16 protein-coding genes are annotated in these 16107 nt (G+C 60.6%); 7 read left to right on the top strand and 9 right to left on the bottom strand.

All coding sequences use genetic code 11. From position 1 onward, the window contains the following. Positions 1–116 precede the first annotated feature (116 nt). From gspK to gspG, 5 genes are all read right to left on the bottom strand, one after another. Positions 117–1118, bottom strand: a complete 1002-nt coding sequence (gspK, locus tag E5678_RS12535) for a type II secretion system minor pseudopilin GspK (protein ID WP_247596766.1) — start codon at positions 1116–1118, stop codon at positions 117–119. Further along, positions 1115–1807 (bottom strand): prepilin-type N-terminal cleavage/methylation domain-containing protein, encoded by a 693-nt coding sequence (locus tag E5678_RS12530; protein WP_247596765.1) that lies wholly within the window; start codon positions 1805–1807, stop codon positions 1115–1117. The genes gspK and E5678_RS12530 overlap by 4 nt, the downstream gene beginning before the upstream one ends. Before the next feature lie 71 nt (positions 1808–1878). Continuing rightward, positions 1879–2256: a type II secretion system minor pseudopilin GspI gene (gene gspI / locus E5678_RS12525; RefSeq protein WP_136178830.1), complete on the bottom strand. Its 378-nt coding sequence runs from the start codon at positions 2254–2256 to the stop codon at positions 1879–1881. Further along, positions 2253–2675 (bottom strand): type II secretion system protein GspH, encoded by a 423-nt coding sequence (locus E5678_RS12520; RefSeq protein WP_136180763.1) that lies wholly within the window; start codon positions 2673–2675, stop codon positions 2253–2255. Before E5678_RS12520 ends, gspI begins: the two co-directional genes overlap by 4 nt. A gap of 364 nt (positions 2676–3039) precedes the next feature. After that, the gene (gspG, locus tag E5678_RS12510; RefSeq protein WP_281728073.1) at positions 3040–3483 is read right to left on the bottom strand and encodes a type II secretion system major pseudopilin GspG; all 444 of its coding nucleotides are present in this window, start codon (positions 3481–3483) and stop codon (positions 3040–3042) included. Positions 3484–3608: 125 nt separating this feature from the next. Here gspG and E5678_RS12505 point away from each other — a divergent pair, with 125 nt between their 5' ends. Next, complete coding sequence (locus E5678_RS12505) at positions 3609–4112, top strand: type II secretion system protein N (protein WP_247596764.1); 504 nt, start codon at positions 3609–3611, stop codon at positions 4110–4112. A 146-nt stretch (positions 4113–4258) separates the two neighbouring features. Here E5678_RS12505 and cobT read toward each other — a convergent pair whose 3' ends face one another. Beyond that, on the bottom strand, positions 4259–5344 hold the full coding sequence (gene cobT, locus E5678_RS12500; RefSeq protein WP_136178828.1) for a nicotinate-nucleotide--dimethylbenzimidazole phosphoribosyltransferase: 1086 nt from the start codon (positions 5342–5344) through the stop codon (positions 4259–4261). Positions 5345–5357: 13 nt separating this feature from the next. Then, a complete protein-coding gene (gene ilvA, locus E5678_RS12495; protein WP_247597031.1) occupies positions 5358–6902 on the bottom strand; it encodes a threonine ammonia-lyase, biosynthetic in 1545 nt (514 codons plus the stop codon). A gap of 301 nt (positions 6903–7203) precedes the next feature. On the opposite strand from ilvA, the gene E5678_RS12490 reads away from it, so the two are divergent. Beyond that, a complete protein-coding gene (locus E5678_RS12490; protein WP_136178826.1) occupies positions 7204–7653 on the top strand; it encodes an OsmC family protein in 450 nt (149 codons plus the stop codon). Between the two features lie 242 nt (positions 7654–7895). Here the strand turns inward: E5678_RS12490 and coq7 are convergent, their stop codons facing one another. Beyond that, positions 7896–8531, bottom strand: a complete 636-nt coding sequence (gene coq7, locus E5678_RS12480) for a 2-polyprenyl-3-methyl-6-methoxy-1,4-benzoquinone monooxygenase (RefSeq protein WP_136178825.1) — start codon at positions 8529–8531, stop codon at positions 7896–7898. A gap of 601 nt (positions 8532–9132) precedes the next feature. Between coq7 and E5678_RS12475 the strand changes: the two genes are divergently transcribed. Both E5678_RS12475 and E5678_RS12470 read left to right on the top strand, forming a co-directional pair. Continuing rightward, positions 9133–10092, top strand: coding sequence for a porin (locus E5678_RS12475; protein WP_136178824.1), 960 nt, complete (start codon positions 9133–9135; stop codon positions 10090–10092). A gap of 299 nt (positions 10093–10391) precedes the next feature. Continuing rightward, a complete protein-coding gene (locus tag E5678_RS12470) occupies positions 10392–11318 on the top strand; it encodes a porin (RefSeq protein WP_136178823.1) in 927 nt (308 codons plus the stop codon). A 138-nt stretch (positions 11319–11456) separates the two neighbouring features. On the opposite strand, the gene E5678_RS12465 is transcribed toward E5678_RS12470, so the two are convergent. Further along, entirely contained in the window at positions 11457–11822 is a 366-nt protein-coding gene (locus E5678_RS12465) for a helix-hairpin-helix domain-containing protein (RefSeq protein ID WP_136178822.1), read from the bottom strand. A 397-nt stretch (positions 11823–12219) separates the two neighbouring features. On the opposite strand from E5678_RS12465, the gene E5678_RS12460 reads away from it, so the two are divergent. Genes E5678_RS12460 through E5678_RS12450 form a run of 3 tightly spaced genes read left to right on the top strand, consistent with a single transcriptional unit; the run spans position 12220 to position 16076 of the window. After that, a complete protein-coding gene (locus tag E5678_RS12460) occupies positions 12220–13200 on the top strand; it encodes an ABC transporter permease (RefSeq protein WP_136178821.1) in 981 nt (326 codons plus the stop codon). A 17-nt stretch (positions 13201–13217) separates the two neighbouring features. Then, positions 13218–14444, top strand: a complete 1227-nt coding sequence (locus E5678_RS12455; RefSeq protein ID WP_136180760.1) for a M20 aminoacylase family protein — start codon at positions 13218–13220, stop codon at positions 14442–14444. Between the two features lie 54 nt (positions 14445–14498). After that, a complete protein-coding gene (locus E5678_RS12450) occupies positions 14499–16076 on the top strand; it encodes an ABC transporter substrate-binding protein (protein ID WP_136178820.1) in 1578 nt (525 codons plus the stop codon). Positions 16077–16107: the final 31 nt, after the last annotated feature.

The following is a 16107-nucleotide window of genomic DNA, read 5'->3' as shown; positions in this document are numbered from 1 at the left end:
GCAACAGTCGGAGGTTGGATTTCTGCAGCGGAAAATCTACATTTTAGAGAGGCGGATCAGGGTAGGCCGTGTCTGTGGAGGAAGTGTGTGCCAACCAGTGTGCTCCAAGCGGATTGTCATGGGAGGGTGGCCACGCGCTCCCGCCACCGCACGCCCACGTTCAGCCCGCTGCGCACCACCAGCGATCGCTCCTCGGTGGTGTGGTCGTCCAGCCGCATGCGCACATGCACTTCAAAGAACCGGCTGCGAACATCGTGTTGCCGGGCGTTAACCCACTCTTTTTCCGCCCCCGGGATCCGGCTGATGACATCCAGCAAGTCCTTGAACGGACTGTTGGCCCGCTCACTGACCAGTTGTTGGGCCATGGCGAGGTCAATCTGGGGAATGCTGGCGCTCAAAGCTTCGGCGCTGGCGGTGTTGAGGTTGAGGGGGGTGCGTTCGGGCAAGACCCCCACATGCGGGCTCAAGGCCTTCAGGCTGCCCTCGCTGAATCCCAGCCAGCTCAGTTGCGCAAAGCGCATCGGCAAAATAGGTGTTGACGAGGGCATGGGATCGTCTTGCGCTAGCCGAGTGGTCGCCACCAGAGACTCCGCCGCATTGCTCAGTTCGGCCGCGGGCAGGTCCAGCAACTGGTAGAGCTTGGTGAAGGCGGCCAGATCGGGCTCCGATATCTCGACTTTGGCGTCAGCCCCCTCGCCACTGGTCTTGATGAGGTTCATCACATTGAGCCTCGATTGCGCATCCACGATTTCACCCGACAGGTAGGCCGGCATCAGATCGTCGGCGTTGTTGTCTTTGTCTGCAGCAAGAAAGCTCGACAGCTGGGCTTCCTCCAGAGGCGTGGCCCAAGGCTCACCCAGGTGGTCCGCGTTGCCGCTGTTGCGGTTACTGCGCGCATCTTCACGCAAGATCAGGCGCGCCCAGTCGAGCGCACCCGTCAAGATCCAGCTGGCCTGAACCCGTTGTCGTTCGGCCGCCTCCACCGCGGCCGAACGCCATTGTTGCCACAGCGCTGCAGACGCCAGAGTGGCGACCAGGGTGACGACCAACATCGCGAGCAACAAGGCTGCGCCGCGTTGAGCGTTCGTGCTGGCGGGGCGCGTGCGAAGCAGCTTCACGGTGATCCGGCCGCGAGAGTGGGCTTCACCCAGTCCACGACAATCGGCCCAGAAAGACTCTGGCCCGTTGAAAGGGTGAGCGTCAGGCGCACGCCGTTGGGCAAGCGGGCGTTGCCCTCCAGCTTGTCGCCTTCATTGCCGACCGAAGACAACGGGTTCCCCCAGGAGCTGCCCCGGTGGTAGGCCAGCTCCCACTGGTCGATCGGCACCAGCTGAATGGCGCTGTCGGCTTCGTTGGTGTTCTCGGGCGTTTGTTGTTCACCCTGGCCCCAGATGGCAGCGCGTTCCCACGCTTGTGCAAGTTCGTCGCGCTGACGCACGGGCGCCGATTGCCACCGCATCCATTGGGCTGCCCCTTGATCTCCGGCGCGGGGTTGCATGCGTGTCCAGGCCACAACCCGCAGGCCAGGGCTCTGTATGCCGCCTTCAGTGCTGTCGCGCCGTGTCATGCGCAGCACACGTCCATCGAAACTCAGAGCGTCGAGCTCACCCGTTTCGGCCAGCGCATCAAGATCCGCACGCCACTGTCCCAGTGAGGCCTGCAAGCGCAAGATCTGGTCGGACCTTTCCTGGGTGACATCTTGAGCGCGCTTGAGGTTGTCCAGCGAGCGCCAGCTCAACAAGGCCAGCATGGCCATCACGGACAGAGCCACCAGCAGCTCGATCAGCGTGAAACCCGCAACGGTCACCCTCCGCCTCGAACCGGCAGGGTGCAAACAGGTGCGCGAGCGTAGCCTTGCAACCATGGAGCGTCGAGGCATCAATAGCGTCCCATGATGGTCGAAACGGTCAGCAAGTTCACGTCCAGGCCATCCTGCGGCTGCGTGACAACGGCGTCCACGCGCCGAAAGATGGGGTTGGGCGTGGGTTGCACCGAAATGCGCACTTGCATCGTCTGGCCCGCCTGGACGCAGGCACTGCTGTTGTCACCCGTGCTCGGCAGTTGACGCGCCAGTCGCAGCTGCACCAGCGCGTTTTCCGCACAGAGTTGTGCCAGCCATTGGGCACTTTGCCGCTCCGCAGCCCGGGTGAGGGCGCCTGACGCTTTTACACCTGCCGCCAATGCAACCGCCACCACGGCCAGTGCGACCAGCACTTCTATCAGCGTGAACCCCCCGGAACGACGTTTGCACCTCACGGCGCCACTCCTGCGGGGAGCACAGCAAAGGGCGCCAGCCCATCGGTTGCCAGGATCAGCTGACGGTCCCCCAATTGCAACGCCACTCGCTGGGCAGCGATCAAGGGTTCGGGCCCCAACACCAGGTTGCCTGCGTCGGCCGGCAACACCACCTGAGCCACAGTCTCCGTCTGCAACCAATGGCGCATACCCATCAAGTCATCGAGCGCCTTGCCTTTGGACGACAAGCCCAGGAATTCGAATCCATCTGGCGTGGCCCGCCAGTAAATTGGCACGCCACTGCTGCGCGATTGCGCCCGCGCAGACTCCAGCAGCGCGGAGAGGCGCAGGGCTTCTGTTTCCAGTCGACCGCCATCGTCATCGCGCAGGGCCAGGCTCACCCCCGCAGTGGCCAAAGCAATGATGGCCACCACCACCATCAGCTCCAGCAACGTGAAGCCGCAGGACGGTCGGCGCAAGGACGGAGTGTGCTTCAAGGGGTGTCGGCTATCGGTGTTGCAGCGATTCGTGCAGCGTGGGGGCGCCAGGACCACAGCGCAGGGCCGCCCCAAGCAAGGTCAGCCCCCTCGGGGGGCAGCGACCCGCGCAACGGTGGCGCGTGGGGGCGCCAGGACCACAGCGCAGGGCCGCCCCAAGCAAGGTCAGCCCCCTCGGGGGGGCAGCGACCCGCGAAGCGGCGGAACGTGAGGGCGCGAGGACCACAGCGCAGGGCCGCCCCAAGCAAGGTCAGCCCCCTCGGGGGGCAGCGACCCGCGCAGCGGTGGAGCATGGGGGCTTTTGTCATCACTCCCAGCTGCCAATATCCGCGTCGCGTCCTTCTCCACCCGCTTGACCATCCGCCCCCAGCGACAGGACGTCCACTTCGCCATGAACCCCAGGGTTGAGATACTGGTATGGCCGGCTCCATGGGTCTGCTGGCAGCTTCTCAATGTAGCGCCGCCAGTTGGGTGGAACCGGGTTGCTCGTGGGCTTGTTCAATAAAGCTACCAAACCCTGCTCGCTGGTCGGGTAACGCTGGTTGTCCAGCCGGTACAGCTTGAGCGCCTGCATGACGTTGTTGACGTCGGTCTTGGCCGCCGTCACCCGCGCATCGTCTGCTCGATCGAGTACGTTGGGGACAATCAAGGCGGCCAGCACGCCGATGATCACCAGCACCACCATGAGTTCGATCAAAGTGAAGCCGCGCTGCGGTGCGCTGCGCAACGGTCGTTGGATGGTGTAATTCAAAAAAAATCCTCCCGGAAAGCAGATTCAAATACAGGAATGTGGCGAGAAAATGGAGGCACTCGCACAGTGCGTTGATCCGGCTCATGCCCACAAGTTCGTGGCAGTGGGTGGATCATAATGCGGGCATGAAAGCGATGCCCTTTTCCCAACGCATGGCGCGAATGGCGCCTGCCCCCGGCACTGCCCGCTCTGCGGCGGCACCCTTGGTGGTCACAGGCTTGCTGTGGCTGGCGGCAGGATTGAGCATGGGTTATTGGGTGCTTCAATCGGTGGGACGCAAGCAGTGGGAGCCTGTGCCTGCGCTCGCATCCAGCGTTCCTCAAGCCGATATTGCCACCATCGCGCGTGCACTCGGTGCGGCGGCTGTGGTCGCCGAAACCCCTGCAGCGCCCGCCGCACAGACCCGGTATCGGTTGTGGGGCATGGTGGCCCAGCCCGCTCGGCAAGGTGGAGCGGCCCTTATTGCGGTGGGCGACGAGCCTCCCCGTCCTGTTCAGGTGGGTGACGCCGTGAGCGATGGGTTGGTGCTGCAGTCGGTGGCCAAGGGCATCGCCCGACTCGGGCCATCCCGCCAGGGCCCCACGACCATTGAATTGAATTTGCCTGCGGTGCTTCCGACAGGCCCGTGATCGGGCAGTCGATCCTGGGTACAGATCCGGGAAAGGCTGACGCACAGAGATTTGCCTTCAAAGGAGTACCAGGCGAGAAGCCCCAGGCCGTGCTGCAGCATGGCGAGGCCGAACAACGCAGTGATCGTTTTGAAGGCGAATGGGTATCAGTCGTTGATCAGGTGCTCAGCGGCCTTGAGCAGTGGCCAGGCCAGCATGGTGCCCATGCCCTGACCCATGCGCAACTCCATGTCCAGCAGTGGCTGGTTTTGCAAGTGAATCAACATCAGGCGATGACCCACTTCGGACGACCGCTGTGCAAACACCAGGTAGTCCATGACTTCGGGCACCAACGCACGCGCGACCAATGCCGCTGAACCCCCGACGAAGCCATCGACCAACACCACCCGGCGTTCGCTGGCGGCCTGCAGCATGGCGCCGGCCATCATGGCGATCTCAAATCCACCCATCGAGGCCAGCACTGCCATGGGCTTGACGGATTTGCGGTGGCGCCCCGCCGCATTGAACAGTTTCTCCAGCTTTCGCGCCTGCTGTGCATCGTCGAGCCCGCTGCCTTTGCCGCAGGCGTCCCCCAGAGGAACACCACACAAGCGAGACAGCAGCAAGGCTGCGATCGAAGTGCTGCCGACGCCGACGTCGCCCAGCGCCAGTACGTTGCCGGGCAAGTGGCGCACCACATCCATGCCCGCGTGCAGCGCAGAGATGGCCTGCGTCGCAGACATGGCCGGACTCAAGAGAATATTGCGGGTGCCGTAGCCGATCTTGCGCTCCAGCAAAGGGACTTCGGTCATGCCGTGGTTGCTGTCCAGCAGCGGCGACGCGACACCGGCATCCACCACGCTCAAATCGAAGCCATTGTGCTCGGCCATGGCATTGATCTGGGCTTTGCCGCGCAAGATCTGGAGCACCCGTTGTCGGGTCGTTTCTTGTGGGAAATGGGACACCCCTTCGTCGGCAATGCCATGGTCACCCGCAAAAATCAACAACTGTGGATTCTTCAGCGCCACCACATGGTGTGGTTTGGGCTCGGGGTGCTGGATCCGGGCGAGTTGCAGCGCCAACGTTTCCATGCGACCCAATGCCCGCTCCGGGACCAGCGTTGAGCGGAATCGCGGCAGAAATGCGTCGTCTAGGCCTGGCGAGGACAACCCTGCAATGGAAGGCAGCCGGGGTTCAGGGCCAGCCTCTTTGGCTTCGGTTTCATCGACAGCGGGCAAGGGGATGGCGTTCATGTTGAGTGGGGGGTCAGCTTTTCAGGAACAGACGGTACACCGGATTCTGCGTCTCTTCCACAAAGGGGTAGCCCAAAGCCTCGAGAAACTTCGCAAAAGCCTTGTCATCTTTGGGGGGAACTTGCAGACCAACCAGGATGCGACCATAGTCTGCGCCCTGGTTGCGGTAGTGAAAGAGGCTGATGTTCCAGCCGGGGCGCATCAGGCTCAGAAACTTGAGCAGTGCGCCAGGGCGCTCAGGGAAGATGAAGCGCAGCAGACGTTCATCGTGCGCCAGCGGGGAGTGGCCGCCCACCATGTGCCGGATGTGCTCTTTGGCCAGCTCGTCGTGTGTGAGGTCCAGGGTCTTGAAGCCCTGCTTGCCCAGGCTTTTCGCGATTTTGGTGGACTCGCCTTTGCCTTGGGTTGTCAGTCCAACAAAAACATGGGCCTCGCTGTCGTTGTGTATGCGGTAATTGAATTCGGTGACGTTGCGTGGTGTGCCGGGCAGATCCCCGATCAATTCGCAGAAGCGGCGAAAACTGCCGCGTTCTTCGGGAATGGTCACCGCAAACAAAGCTTCGCGCTCTTCGCCGACTTCAGCCCGCTCGGCGACAAAACGCAGGCGGTCGAAATTCATGTTGGCGCCGCAGAGGATGGCAGCGTAGGTCTCTCCGCGGGTTTTATGGCGCGCTACGTATTGCTTCACAGCCGCCACAGCGAGCGCGCCGGAGGGCTCAACGATGCTGCGGGTGTCCACAAAAATGTCTTTGATGGCGGCGCAAACGGCATCGGTATCCACCACCACATAGTCGTCCACCAGATTGCGGGCGATCCGGAAGGTCTCTTCGCCGACCAGTTTGACCGCGGTGCCGTCCGCGAACAGGCCCACGTCGGACAGAGTCACGCGCTCGCCTGCTTTCACCGACTGCAGCATGGCGTCGGAGTCGTTGGTTTGCACGCCAATGACTTTGATGTCCGGTCGAACCGCCTTGATGTAGTTGGCCACGCCCGAAATCAGGCCGCCACCGCCAATTGCCACAAAAACCGCGTCCAGCCGGGTTGTGCCCAGGCTTTGAAGCTGGCGCAGGATTTCCATGGCAATCGTGCCCTGGCCAGCAATCACGTCCGGGTCGTCAAACGGATGGACAAAAGTGAGGCCATGCTTCTTCTGCAGCACCACCGCATGCGTGTAGGCATCTGAGTAGCTCTCCCCGTGCAGCACCACTTCACCACCCAGGGCCCGCACAGCGTCGACTTTGAGTTGCGGTGTGGTCGTGGGCATCACGACCACGGCTCGGGTGCCCAGCTTGCGACCGCTCAACGCCACGCCTTGGGCGTGGTTGCCGGCCGACGCGCAGATCACGCCCTTCTTCAACTGAGCCGGCGAGAGGTGCGCCATTTTGTTGTAAGCACCGCGCAGCTTGAAACTGAACACGGGTTGCTGGTCTTCCCGCTTGAGCAGAACCGTGTTGTTCAAACGGGCGCTCAGGTTTTTTGCTGGCTCCAAGGGCGACTCCACCGCCACATCGTAGACGCGGGCCGTGAGAATTTTCTTGAGGTAGTCGGCAGGCCCCATATGGGTTGGGGCGGCGTTTTCGGCTATGCGCGCCGATGTGGTCGAGGGTTTTCTGGAGCTGGCAGTCATGGGGTTTCCTTGCCAAGCATCATAGCCAGCACGCAGCCGGGCAAAAAAAACCCGAACTGGTAGAACCAGTCCGGGTTTAAATCCACCCGAGGAGGGTAGAGGAGACAACCTTCAATACAATGACGCCAGTATATCGCTCGCATGCTGCATTGCAACATGCGGACGCGGAAAACTGCTCCTTTTTAGGGAGCAAACCTCAGATTTGTTGCTTATTTCACGTTGGGAGCGTTCGATGGAGTGCACAGTTACCTGGACCGGCGCGACCGGCACCCGCTCAAACATGGGCTTTGTCGCCGAAACCGGTAGCGGTCATGTGCTCACCATGGATGGCGCGCCTGATGCCGCGAAACCTGAGAATGGGGGGAGCAACATGGCTGCCCGCCCCATGGAAATGGTGCTCGCAGGGACCGGTGGCTGTACCGCCTATGACGTGGTGCTGATTCTCAAGCGTGGCCGGCACGACGTGCGGGGGTGCTCCGTGCAGCTGACCACTGAGCGTGCACAAACCGATCCCAAAGTGTTCACGAGCATTCACATGCAGTTCGCGGTCACTGGCAAGGGCATACCGCCTGCCGCCGTGGAGCGGGCCATTGCCATGAGTCACGAAAAATACTGCTCAGCCAGCATCATGTTGAGCAAAACAGCCACCATCACCACGGGCTTCGAAGTGATCGAGGCCTGATTTCTGTGCCCGTTTCCCGACTGATGCCAGCGTTTCGTCGCCGTGCAGAGACGGCGCGTGGGGGCCGGGCGATTTCCCGTCGGGCCGCCCCAAGGGAAATCCGCCCCCTCGGGGGGGGGTAGCGACCCGCGAAGCGGTGGAGCGTGGGGGCAGGGCGATTTCCCGTCGGGCCGCCCCAAGGGAAATCCGCCCCCTCGGGGGGCAGCGACCCGCGAAGCGGTGGAGCGTGGGGGCAATGCCCTTCAGATGCGGTGAGCCACGGTGGTCATCACCCTGGCTGCGAGCCGCATCAGCCCCTTGACGGGTGGGGGCAAAGGGGCTGCGCCCGCCCGCTCGGCTTCTCGGGCGTGGTGGGCTTCTTCCTCCTTCATCTGCGCCACGATCGCCCTTGACGCCTGGTCAGCAGCGGGCAGTCGGTCCATGTGGTCGGCCAAATGGGCCTCAACCTGCCTTTCGGTTTCCACCACAAAACCCAGACTCCATCGGGGCCCCAGGCTCCCGGCAACCAGTCCCAGGCCAAAGGCGCCTGTGTACCAGAGTGGATTCAACAAGGAGGGGCGGGCTCCAAGCTCGTCCAGGCGGTGCTGTGTCCATGCGAGGTGATCCACCTCTTCCTGGCCTGCTGCTTCCAGCTGCTGTACCAGCCGGTCTTCTTGCCCGCGCATGCGGGCTGCAAGCGCCTGGGAGGTGTACAGCGCCTGGGCGCAGATCTCACCCACGTGGTTGACCCGCATCAAGGCGCCTGACAAACGCCGCTCCATTTCGGGAAGGTCGGCTGTTTCGTGGGGCAATGTGGCGCACACCCGGCTGGCTCGGGGTGGAACGAACAAGGTTCTCAGCGCTGCGTCTGCGGCGGTTAGTACGGCGTCCATGGTCATGGCGCTTCCTCTTTCTGATGGTGTGTCTGAGCAGGTGTCGAGTCTAGAAGACTCTCGTATCGGGACGTTGTCTGTTGCAAATCGCCCGCAACGGTGTTTTTCTCGGTCTGCTTGCTTCCCAACCGGGCCATGGCGTGGCGAATCCGCTCAAAACGGGTTCCGGCGGGGCCGCAGTTTCGCCTGGAGCCTCAATCCTGAAACGGACTGAGTTCGCCGCCGATCTCATTTTTCAGCCGTCCTGCGGGTCACCGTCGTTCGGGTGGGTGTCTAGAAAGCGCTGTCGCGTCCAATAAGCCGCAAACCATTTTTAACACGGAGGTGGCGAGGGTCTCCATTTCACACCGATCCATGCTGAGCCGATCAGGTAGCCCCTCAGGAAGGCCATCTTCCGTACTTGTATCAATTTGTACTAATGATCGGTGTGTCGAACGCTGTGGCTGTGGTAATGCTGCAACAAGACGGTAGGGGAATACCCCCGGGTACTCCCTTTACCCGTGGCGGTCCCGGGCGCACTCTGGTCGAATCGAGTCAGCTTCCCAAATGGAGGTTGGTCAAGGGAAAAAGACCCTGACCTCGTTGCTCAACCTTGGAGATACCCTCAATGAAAAAGACCCTGATTGCTTTGGCTGCCGTGGCTGCCACCGGTGCCGCTTTTGCACAATCCTCCGTGACCCTGTACGGCGTTGCCGATGCATCCATCGTCAAGACCACCGACAAATCGACCGTCCTGAGCAGCTCGGGCGTCATGAACAACGGCACCAGCCGTTGGGGCGTGCGCGGTTCCGAAGACCTGGGTGGCGGCCTGAAGGCTGGCTTCAACTTTGAAGACGGCCTGAGCCTGAACACCGGTGCCTCCAACCTGAGCGGTGGCAACTACTTCTCCCGCGCAGCCTGGATGAACCTGTCTGGCGGCTTCGGTGAGCTGCGTCTGGGCCGTACCCTGAACCCATCGTTCTATTCGGTGGCCGCATGGGAATTGACCGGTACCGCCAACTACTCCGCTGTGATGAGCCAGTTCGGTGGCGTCACCGGTGGCGTTCGTAACAGCAGCCAAGTCGCTTACACCACCCCCAACATGGGCGGTTTCAGCGCAACGCTGGGTTACATCATGAAGGGCAACAACATCGTTGGCGCCACGGCTGCCACTGCCACCACGCCAGCTGTGGCTGGTGTCGAGCGCGCCAAGGTTGACCTGAACGCCATCTATCGCAATGGCCCTGTGGCTGTGTCCCTGGGTTACAACAAGACGCAAGATCAAGAGAAGAACGTGGCTTTGGGCGCGAGCTACAAAGTGGGTCCTGCAACCATCGCTGGTTCGGTGATTGATGCTTCCGGTAAAGGCAAGGGTTTCACCATCGGCGCAGGCATGCAAGCCGGCCCTGTGTACCTGGTGGTCGACGTCGCTCGTGACACCGACTACAAAGACACCGACCTGCTGTTGGAAGCCAAGTACCCTCTGAGCAAGCGCACCTTCGCCTACGCCGCTTTCCTGCGCGATGGCAAGGGCAAGACCGCTATGAACGTGAACAACGTTGGTTTGGGCATTCGCCACAACTTCTGATGCAATGCTGGCGTGAGCCAGCTCTGACATCAAGCCAAAAAAACCCTGGCAGGGTCCTCTTGCCAGGGTTTTTTTTTGGTGCCCCTGCAAATTGATTAAAATTGAATGACTAAGTACCAACTTTAGGGGGGTGTGCAGGACAAGTGTCTGAAAAAACCGACAAAATTTGTATTTGATTGTGGCTTTTGAGGGAAAACCCTCATGAGCCATCCGAGCAGTATTACCATTTGGTCTGTGATCTCCACTCACCCCCGACTCCGAGATTCGCGGTCGGATTGTTCTTATAAGGAAACCTCATCATGATGAAGAAGACACTGATTGCTCTGGCCGTTCTGGCCGTCTCCGGCGCCGCCATGGCCCAATCCAGCGTGACCCTTTACGGCATCGCTGATGTCGCTGTCGTTAAAGACAAAGGCGAAAGCGCTTACATGAAATCCGGCGGCATGAGCACCAGCCGTTGGGGCCTCAAGGGTTCGGAAGACCTGGGTGGTGGCTTGAAAGCCAACTTCAACTTCGAACAAGGCGTTAACCTGACCACCGGCGCAGCTTCTGGCTTTACCCGCCAAGCCAACGTGGGCGTGAGCGGTGCTTTCGGTGTGGTCAAGCTGGGCAAGACCTGGACGGCTTATGACGACGTCGCCGGCGCAACCGACCCTGTGTTTGACTCGCTGCTGTCGCCTATGGGCATCGCTCCTTCTTACCAGAACTACACCTCCAACCCCAACAGCGGCGTGTACTACTCGTCGCCTAGCTTTGGTGGCTTCAGCGGTGCTTTTGCTACCTCCTTCAAGGATGCTAGCGCTGACGACCTGCGCGTGACCTCGTTCAACGTTGCCTACGAAGGCGGCCCAGTCTATGTGGCCTTGGGCCACCAGCAAGAGGCAACCTCTTCTGCCGATACCGTCAAGTTCACCCGCCTGAACGCTTCCTATGATCTGGGCGCAGCCAAGATCCTGGCTGGCTTCGGTGACGTGAAAGACGTGGCTCAAGACATCACCGTCGGCGTTGACGTTCCCCTGGGTGGCGCTCTGGTGTTGTCCACCGGCTTCACGCAAGTGCGTCCTGACGTTGGCGACAATGGCAACAGCTTCGCTGTGGGCGTGAACTACGCTTTGTCCAAGCGTACCAACGTGTACACCGGCTTCCGCAAAGACAACGACGCAGCTGTTAGCAGCTTCGGTGGTGTTGAGTCGCGTTTCGCCCTGGGCCTGCGCCACACGTTCTGATGACTGCGGCCCTTGGGCCGTTGTGATCTGATACAAGAAAAAACCGCCTGGTATCCAGGCGGTTTTTTCGTTTTATGCGGCGACCGATGCGGTGTTGTTGTGCTGCATTGAAGCCCTGCTTTCCACGTCCTTCCGGGTTCAGTAGCGGGGTGCCATGGCGATGGGGAGGTTGCGTTGAGGTGCCTTGGATTGGCTTGCAACCGAAGCGGTATCGGTGCCAGAACCCGTGCCTGCTTTGTAGGGCGCCCCATTGACCGTCAACCCCCCGGCTGAGAGTTTGGCCGCTCGCCTTTCGCCGATGCCGCTGAGGCGTTGAATGAGGTCAGACCAGTCTTTGAACGGCGATTGTTTGCGTGCGGCCATCATCTTGGTCGCGGTGCTCGGGCCTATGCCTTTGATGCTTTCAAGATCATTTTCACTGGCAGTATTCACGTCAACAGCTGCCATGGCCGCACTGACCAGCAGCGCGCCGAACGCGACGATTATGTGTTTGACGATGGACATGCTGCCGTCTCCTTTCGTTTAACTGAACTGCGTGCCGTTCTCCTCAGTGCTTGCAGCCGAAGCCATCTGCAAGCCTGTTCCCTTGTTTTTCGCATGAGAGAACTTTGGAATTACTTTAGTCGATGATTGATCTGCGCGCATCCCTCCAAAGGATGAGCGGCGCCTTTGATGTGGCTTGCTTCACGTCGCTTGCCGGTGCCGTCTGCGCTGTTTGCGGGCCGAGGGCCTGCGGAGGTGCAGCCTGTGCTCGGACTGGCGCTCGCAACTGTCAGCACTCGCAAACCCTGCCTGCTCAAGCGGCATCGCGCAGGTACACTGAACGTGTGCATTCAGCAGTCATTCATTTTGAGTTTGGCCGAGTGCCCGTTTTGCCCGGCCACCATTTTTTTTCACGCCGATGATTGCTTTCATCTTTCAACGACTGGCGCAGGCCGCCATCGTCATGATCAGCGTGGCATTGATCGCTTTCGTGCTGTTTCAGTACGTCGGTGATCCGGTGGTGTTCCTGCTGGGTCAGGATGCGACACCCGACCAGATTCGCCAACTGCGGTCGGATCTTGGCCTGGATCAGCCGGTGTTTGTGCAGTTCTGGCATTTCTTGGTCAATGCGGTGCAAGGCGAGTTTGGTCTGAGCCTTCGTCAGGGCGCCAAGGTGTCGCGCCTGATCGCCGAGCGGTTGCCGGCCACACTTGAGCTGGCCCTGGTCGCCGGTGTGTTGTCCTTGGTGGTGGGGATCCCGATGGGGGTCTATGCCGCCTTGAAACGGGGGCACTGGCTCAGTCAGCTCTTCATGACGGTTTCCTTGCTGGGCGTGTCATTGCCGACCTTCCTCATTGGCATCCTGCTGATCCTGGTCTTCTCGGTGAACCTTGGCTGGTTTCCGAGTTTCGGACGAGGCGATGTCGTCGCGCTGGGTGGTTGGACCACCAGTTTGTTGACCGCCAACGGTTGGCTCCACATCACCTTGCCGGCCGTCACGCTAGCAATCTTTCAGCTCACCCTTATCATGCGACTGGTGCGGGCCGAGATGCTCGAGGTCTTGCGTACCGACTACATCAAATTCGCCAGGGCCCGCGGCCTGAGTGATCGGGCCATCCATTTTGGTCATGCCTTAAAAAACACGCTGGTTCCTGTGATGACGATCACGGGTCTGCAGTTGGGTGGATTGATTGCGTTTGCCATCATCACCGAAACCGTTTTTCAGTGGCCGGGCATGGGGTTGCTCTTTTTGCAAGCGGTAACTTTCGCCGACATTCCCATCATGGCCGCCTATTTGTGCCTGATCGCCTTGATTTTCGTGGTGATCAATCTGGTGGTGGACTTGTTGTACTTTGTGGTGGATCCCCGGCTGCGCATCGAGCGCGTTGCGGGCCATTGAAGGGGGCTGATTCGATGTTGATACCTGCCCGCATCAAGGCCCATGGACGTGCGTTCGCGCACATTGCGGCATTCCACCCTGAGCTCATTGCCCTGCGCCGGGATTTGCATGCCCATCCGGAGATAGGTTTTGAAGAGCATTACACGGCGGGACGTGTGGTCGAAGCATTGAAGGTTTGTGGCGTCGACGAGGTCCACACCGGTATCGGGCGCACCGGCGTGGTGGCTGTGATCCATGGCCGGCAGCGGCAGAGCGGTCATATGGTGGGTTTGCGCGCCGACATGGACGCATTGCCCATCATCGAGCACAACGAGGTGACCTGGAAATCGGCCAAGCAAGGCATGATGCACGCCTGCGGACACGATGGGCACACCGCCATGCTCATCGGAGCGGCGCGCTATCTGTCCGAGACGCGCCGGTTCAACGGCTCAGCCGTGCTGATCTTTCAACCCGGTGAGGAAGGTTTTGCTGGCGCCAAGGCCATGATCGAGGATGGCCTGTTTGACCGTTTTCCTGTGCAATCTGTCTTTGCCATGCACAACTGGCCGTCCATGCAGTCGGGGTGCGTGGGCGTGAACCCGGGTCCCATGATGGCGGCTGCCGACCGCATCACGATCGAAATCACGGGCAGAGGTGGCCACGGTGCGCACCCTTACAACACGGTGGACCCGGTGCTGGTAGCGGCTCACATCATCACGGCTGTTCAAAGCATTGTTTCCCGCAATGTCAGGGCGGTGGACAGCGCGGTGATCAGCTTGTGTGCGATGCGGGCAGGGGACCTGGGGGCCTTCAGTGCGATCCCGGGCACAGCGACTTTGGTCGGGACCGTGCGCACCTTCAATCCTGAAGTGCAAACCATGGTTGAACGGCGCTTGAATGAAGTTTGTTCAGGTGTGGCCCTGGGCATGGGCGCTACCGCCCATCTGACATACGAGCGCATCTATCCGGCCACACTCAACAGCCCACTCGAAGCCGGATTTGCGGCCGATGTGGCTGAGCAGCTGGTGGGTGTCGAAAATGTGGACCGAGCCATGGATCCCAGCATGGGCGCGGAAGATTTTTCGTTCATGCTGCAGACCAAGCCCGGTGCCTACCTTCGGTTGGGACAGCGCTCGGAAAACGGTATCGGGAGCTGCGCGCTGCACAACAGCCGGTACGATTTTAATGATGAGGTTCTGCCCCTGGGCTCGGCTTTGCACGCCGGCCTTGTTGAGCATGGGCTGCCTTTGATTGAGCTGGCGTGAGGCCAGCAGCCTGCAGATTCTATTTGTGTAACCCCTGTTTTGAAGGAGCGATTCATGATGTTCAAACCCACGCTAGGCGCTGCGCTGGTATCGGCGGCATTTTTGTCGGCGGGTCTGGTACAGGCGCAGACAGTGCGCATTGGCAACCAGGGTGATGCGCTGTCGATGGATCCACACTCACTGAACGAGACCACACAGCTCAGCGTGACAGGCAATGTCTATGAGCCCCTTGTGGCTCGGGACAAGAATCTCGCCCTCACGCCCGGTTTGGCGACCAGCTGGAAACAGATGTCGCCCAACGTGTGGCGCTTCGAGTTGCGCAAAGGTGTGTTGTTTCACGATGGCACACCCTTCACGGCCGATGATGTGGTGTTCAGCTTTGCGCGGGGCTCGGGTGAAGGTTCGGACATGAAGTCGTACACCAACGACATCAAGGAAGTCCGAAAAGTCGACAGCCACACAGTCGAATTCGAGACCAAAGCGCCGTTTCCGATCCTGCCCGAGGTGTTCACGCTGTTCTACATCATGAGCAAGGACTGGTCTGAGAAGAACCAGGCCACGCGGCCAGTGGACCGCCGCAAAGGTATCGAAAATGCGGCTTCGTTCAAAGCCAACGGCACAGGCCCTTACCGCTTGCGCGAGCGCCAGCCCAACGTCAAGACCACGTTTGTCCGCAATGGCAACTACTGGGGCAAGATCGAGGGCAATGTGGTGAACGTGGAGTACACGCCGATTGGCAACGATGCCACCCGGGTGGCCGCGTTGCTGTCGGGGCAGGTGGACGTGATCGAGCCGGTGCCGTTGCAAGACGTGGCCCGCATCGCCTCGGGTGGCAAGGCGCGGGTCTTGCAGGGCCCTGAGTTGCGCACCATCTTTCTGGGCATGGACCAGAAGCGTGACGAACTGCTGTACTCCAACGTCAAAGGGAAGAACCCTTTCAAAGACAAGCGGGTGCGCCAGGCGTTTTATCAGGCGATCGATATCAACGGCATCCAGAAGACGGTGATGCGTGGCGCTTCACGCCCGACCGCCCTGATGGTGGGGCCGGGCATCAACGGGTTTGATGAGGGCATGAACAAACGACTGCCCTACGACACCGAGGCAGCCAAAAAACTGCTGGTGGAAGCGGGTTACCCCAATGGGTTTGAAGTGGGCATGAACTGCCCGAACGACCGCTACGTAAACGACAGCAACATCTGCCAGGCCGTGGCGGCCAATCTTGCGCGCATCGGTGTCAAGGTCAACTTGCAGGCAGAAACCAAGGGCACCTATTTCCCCAAGGTGCTCAAGCGCGATACCAGCTTTTACCTGCTGGGCTGGACACCAAGCACCTACGACGCCCACAACGTGCTCAATGCCTTGCTGCATTGCGTCGATGACAAGGGGGCAGGCCAGTTCAATCTGGGCGCGTATTGCAATCCCAAGCTGGACGAGCTGACTGCAAAAATCCAGTCGGAAACCGACAAGGGCAAGCGCAACGCCCTGATCAAAGAGGCTTTTGCCATGCATGCCGACGACATCGGGCATTTGCCGCTCCACCAGCAGGCGCTGGCTTGGGGCGTTTCCAACAACGTGGAGCTGGTGCAGCTCGCGGACAACATCATGCCGTTCCGCTACATGCGGGTGAAGTAAACACCTCAGGGTGCAGTCGGGCGGGTGGCGT

This window comes from Hydrogenophaga sp. PAMC20947, assembly GCF_004795855.1.
Taxonomy (GTDB): domain Bacteria; phylum Pseudomonadota; class Gammaproteobacteria; order Burkholderiales; family Burkholderiaceae_C; genus Hydrogenophaga.
The sequence above is the reverse complement of the archived record's forward strand: the minus strand, read 5'-3'. Positions and strand labels throughout refer to the sequence as shown.

What these genes read in the sequence shown, in the direction of transcription:
- coq7 (WP_136178825.1), bottom strand. Translation starts at nt 8,531, where the DNA reads ATGACCATGGACGCCGTACTAACCGCCGCAGACGCAGCGCTGAGAACC.
- E5678_RS12465 (WP_136178822.1), bottom strand. Translation starts at nt 11,822, where the DNA reads ATGTCCATCGTCAAACACATAATCGTCGCGTTCGGCGCGCTGCTGGTC.
- E5678_RS12505 (WP_247596764.1), top strand. Translation starts at nt 3,609, where the DNA reads ATGAAAGCGATGCCCTTTTCCCAACGCATGGCGCGAATGGCGCCTGCC.
- E5678_RS12470 (WP_136178823.1), top strand. Translation starts at nt 10,392, where the DNA reads ATGATGAAGAAGACACTGATTGCTCTGGCCGTTCTGGCCGTCTCCGGC.
- ilvA (WP_247597031.1), bottom strand. Translation starts at nt 6,902, where the DNA reads ATGGGGCCTGCCGACTACCTCAAGAAAATTCTCACGGCCCGCGTCTAC.
- cobT (WP_136178828.1), bottom strand. Translation starts at nt 5,344, where the DNA reads ATGAACGCCATCCCCTTGCCCGCTGTCGATGAAACCGAAGCCAAAGAG.
- E5678_RS12450 (WP_136178820.1), top strand. Translation starts at nt 14,499, where the DNA reads ATGATGTTCAAACCCACGCTAGGCGCTGCGCTGGTATCGGCGGCATTT.
- E5678_RS12475 (WP_136178824.1), top strand. Translation starts at nt 9,133, where the DNA reads ATGAAAAAGACCCTGATTGCTTTGGCTGCCGTGGCTGCCACCGGTGCC.
- E5678_RS12490 (WP_136178826.1), top strand. Translation starts at nt 7,204, where the DNA reads ATGGAGTGCACAGTTACCTGGACCGGCGCGACCGGCACCCGCTCAAAC.
- E5678_RS12460 (WP_136178821.1), top strand. Translation starts at nt 12,220, where the DNA reads ATGATTGCTTTCATCTTTCAACGACTGGCGCAGGCCGCCATCGTCATG.
- E5678_RS12520 (WP_136180763.1), bottom strand. Translation starts at nt 2,675, where the DNA reads ATGGTGGTGGTGGCCATCATTGCTTTGGCCACTGCGGGGGTGAGCCTG.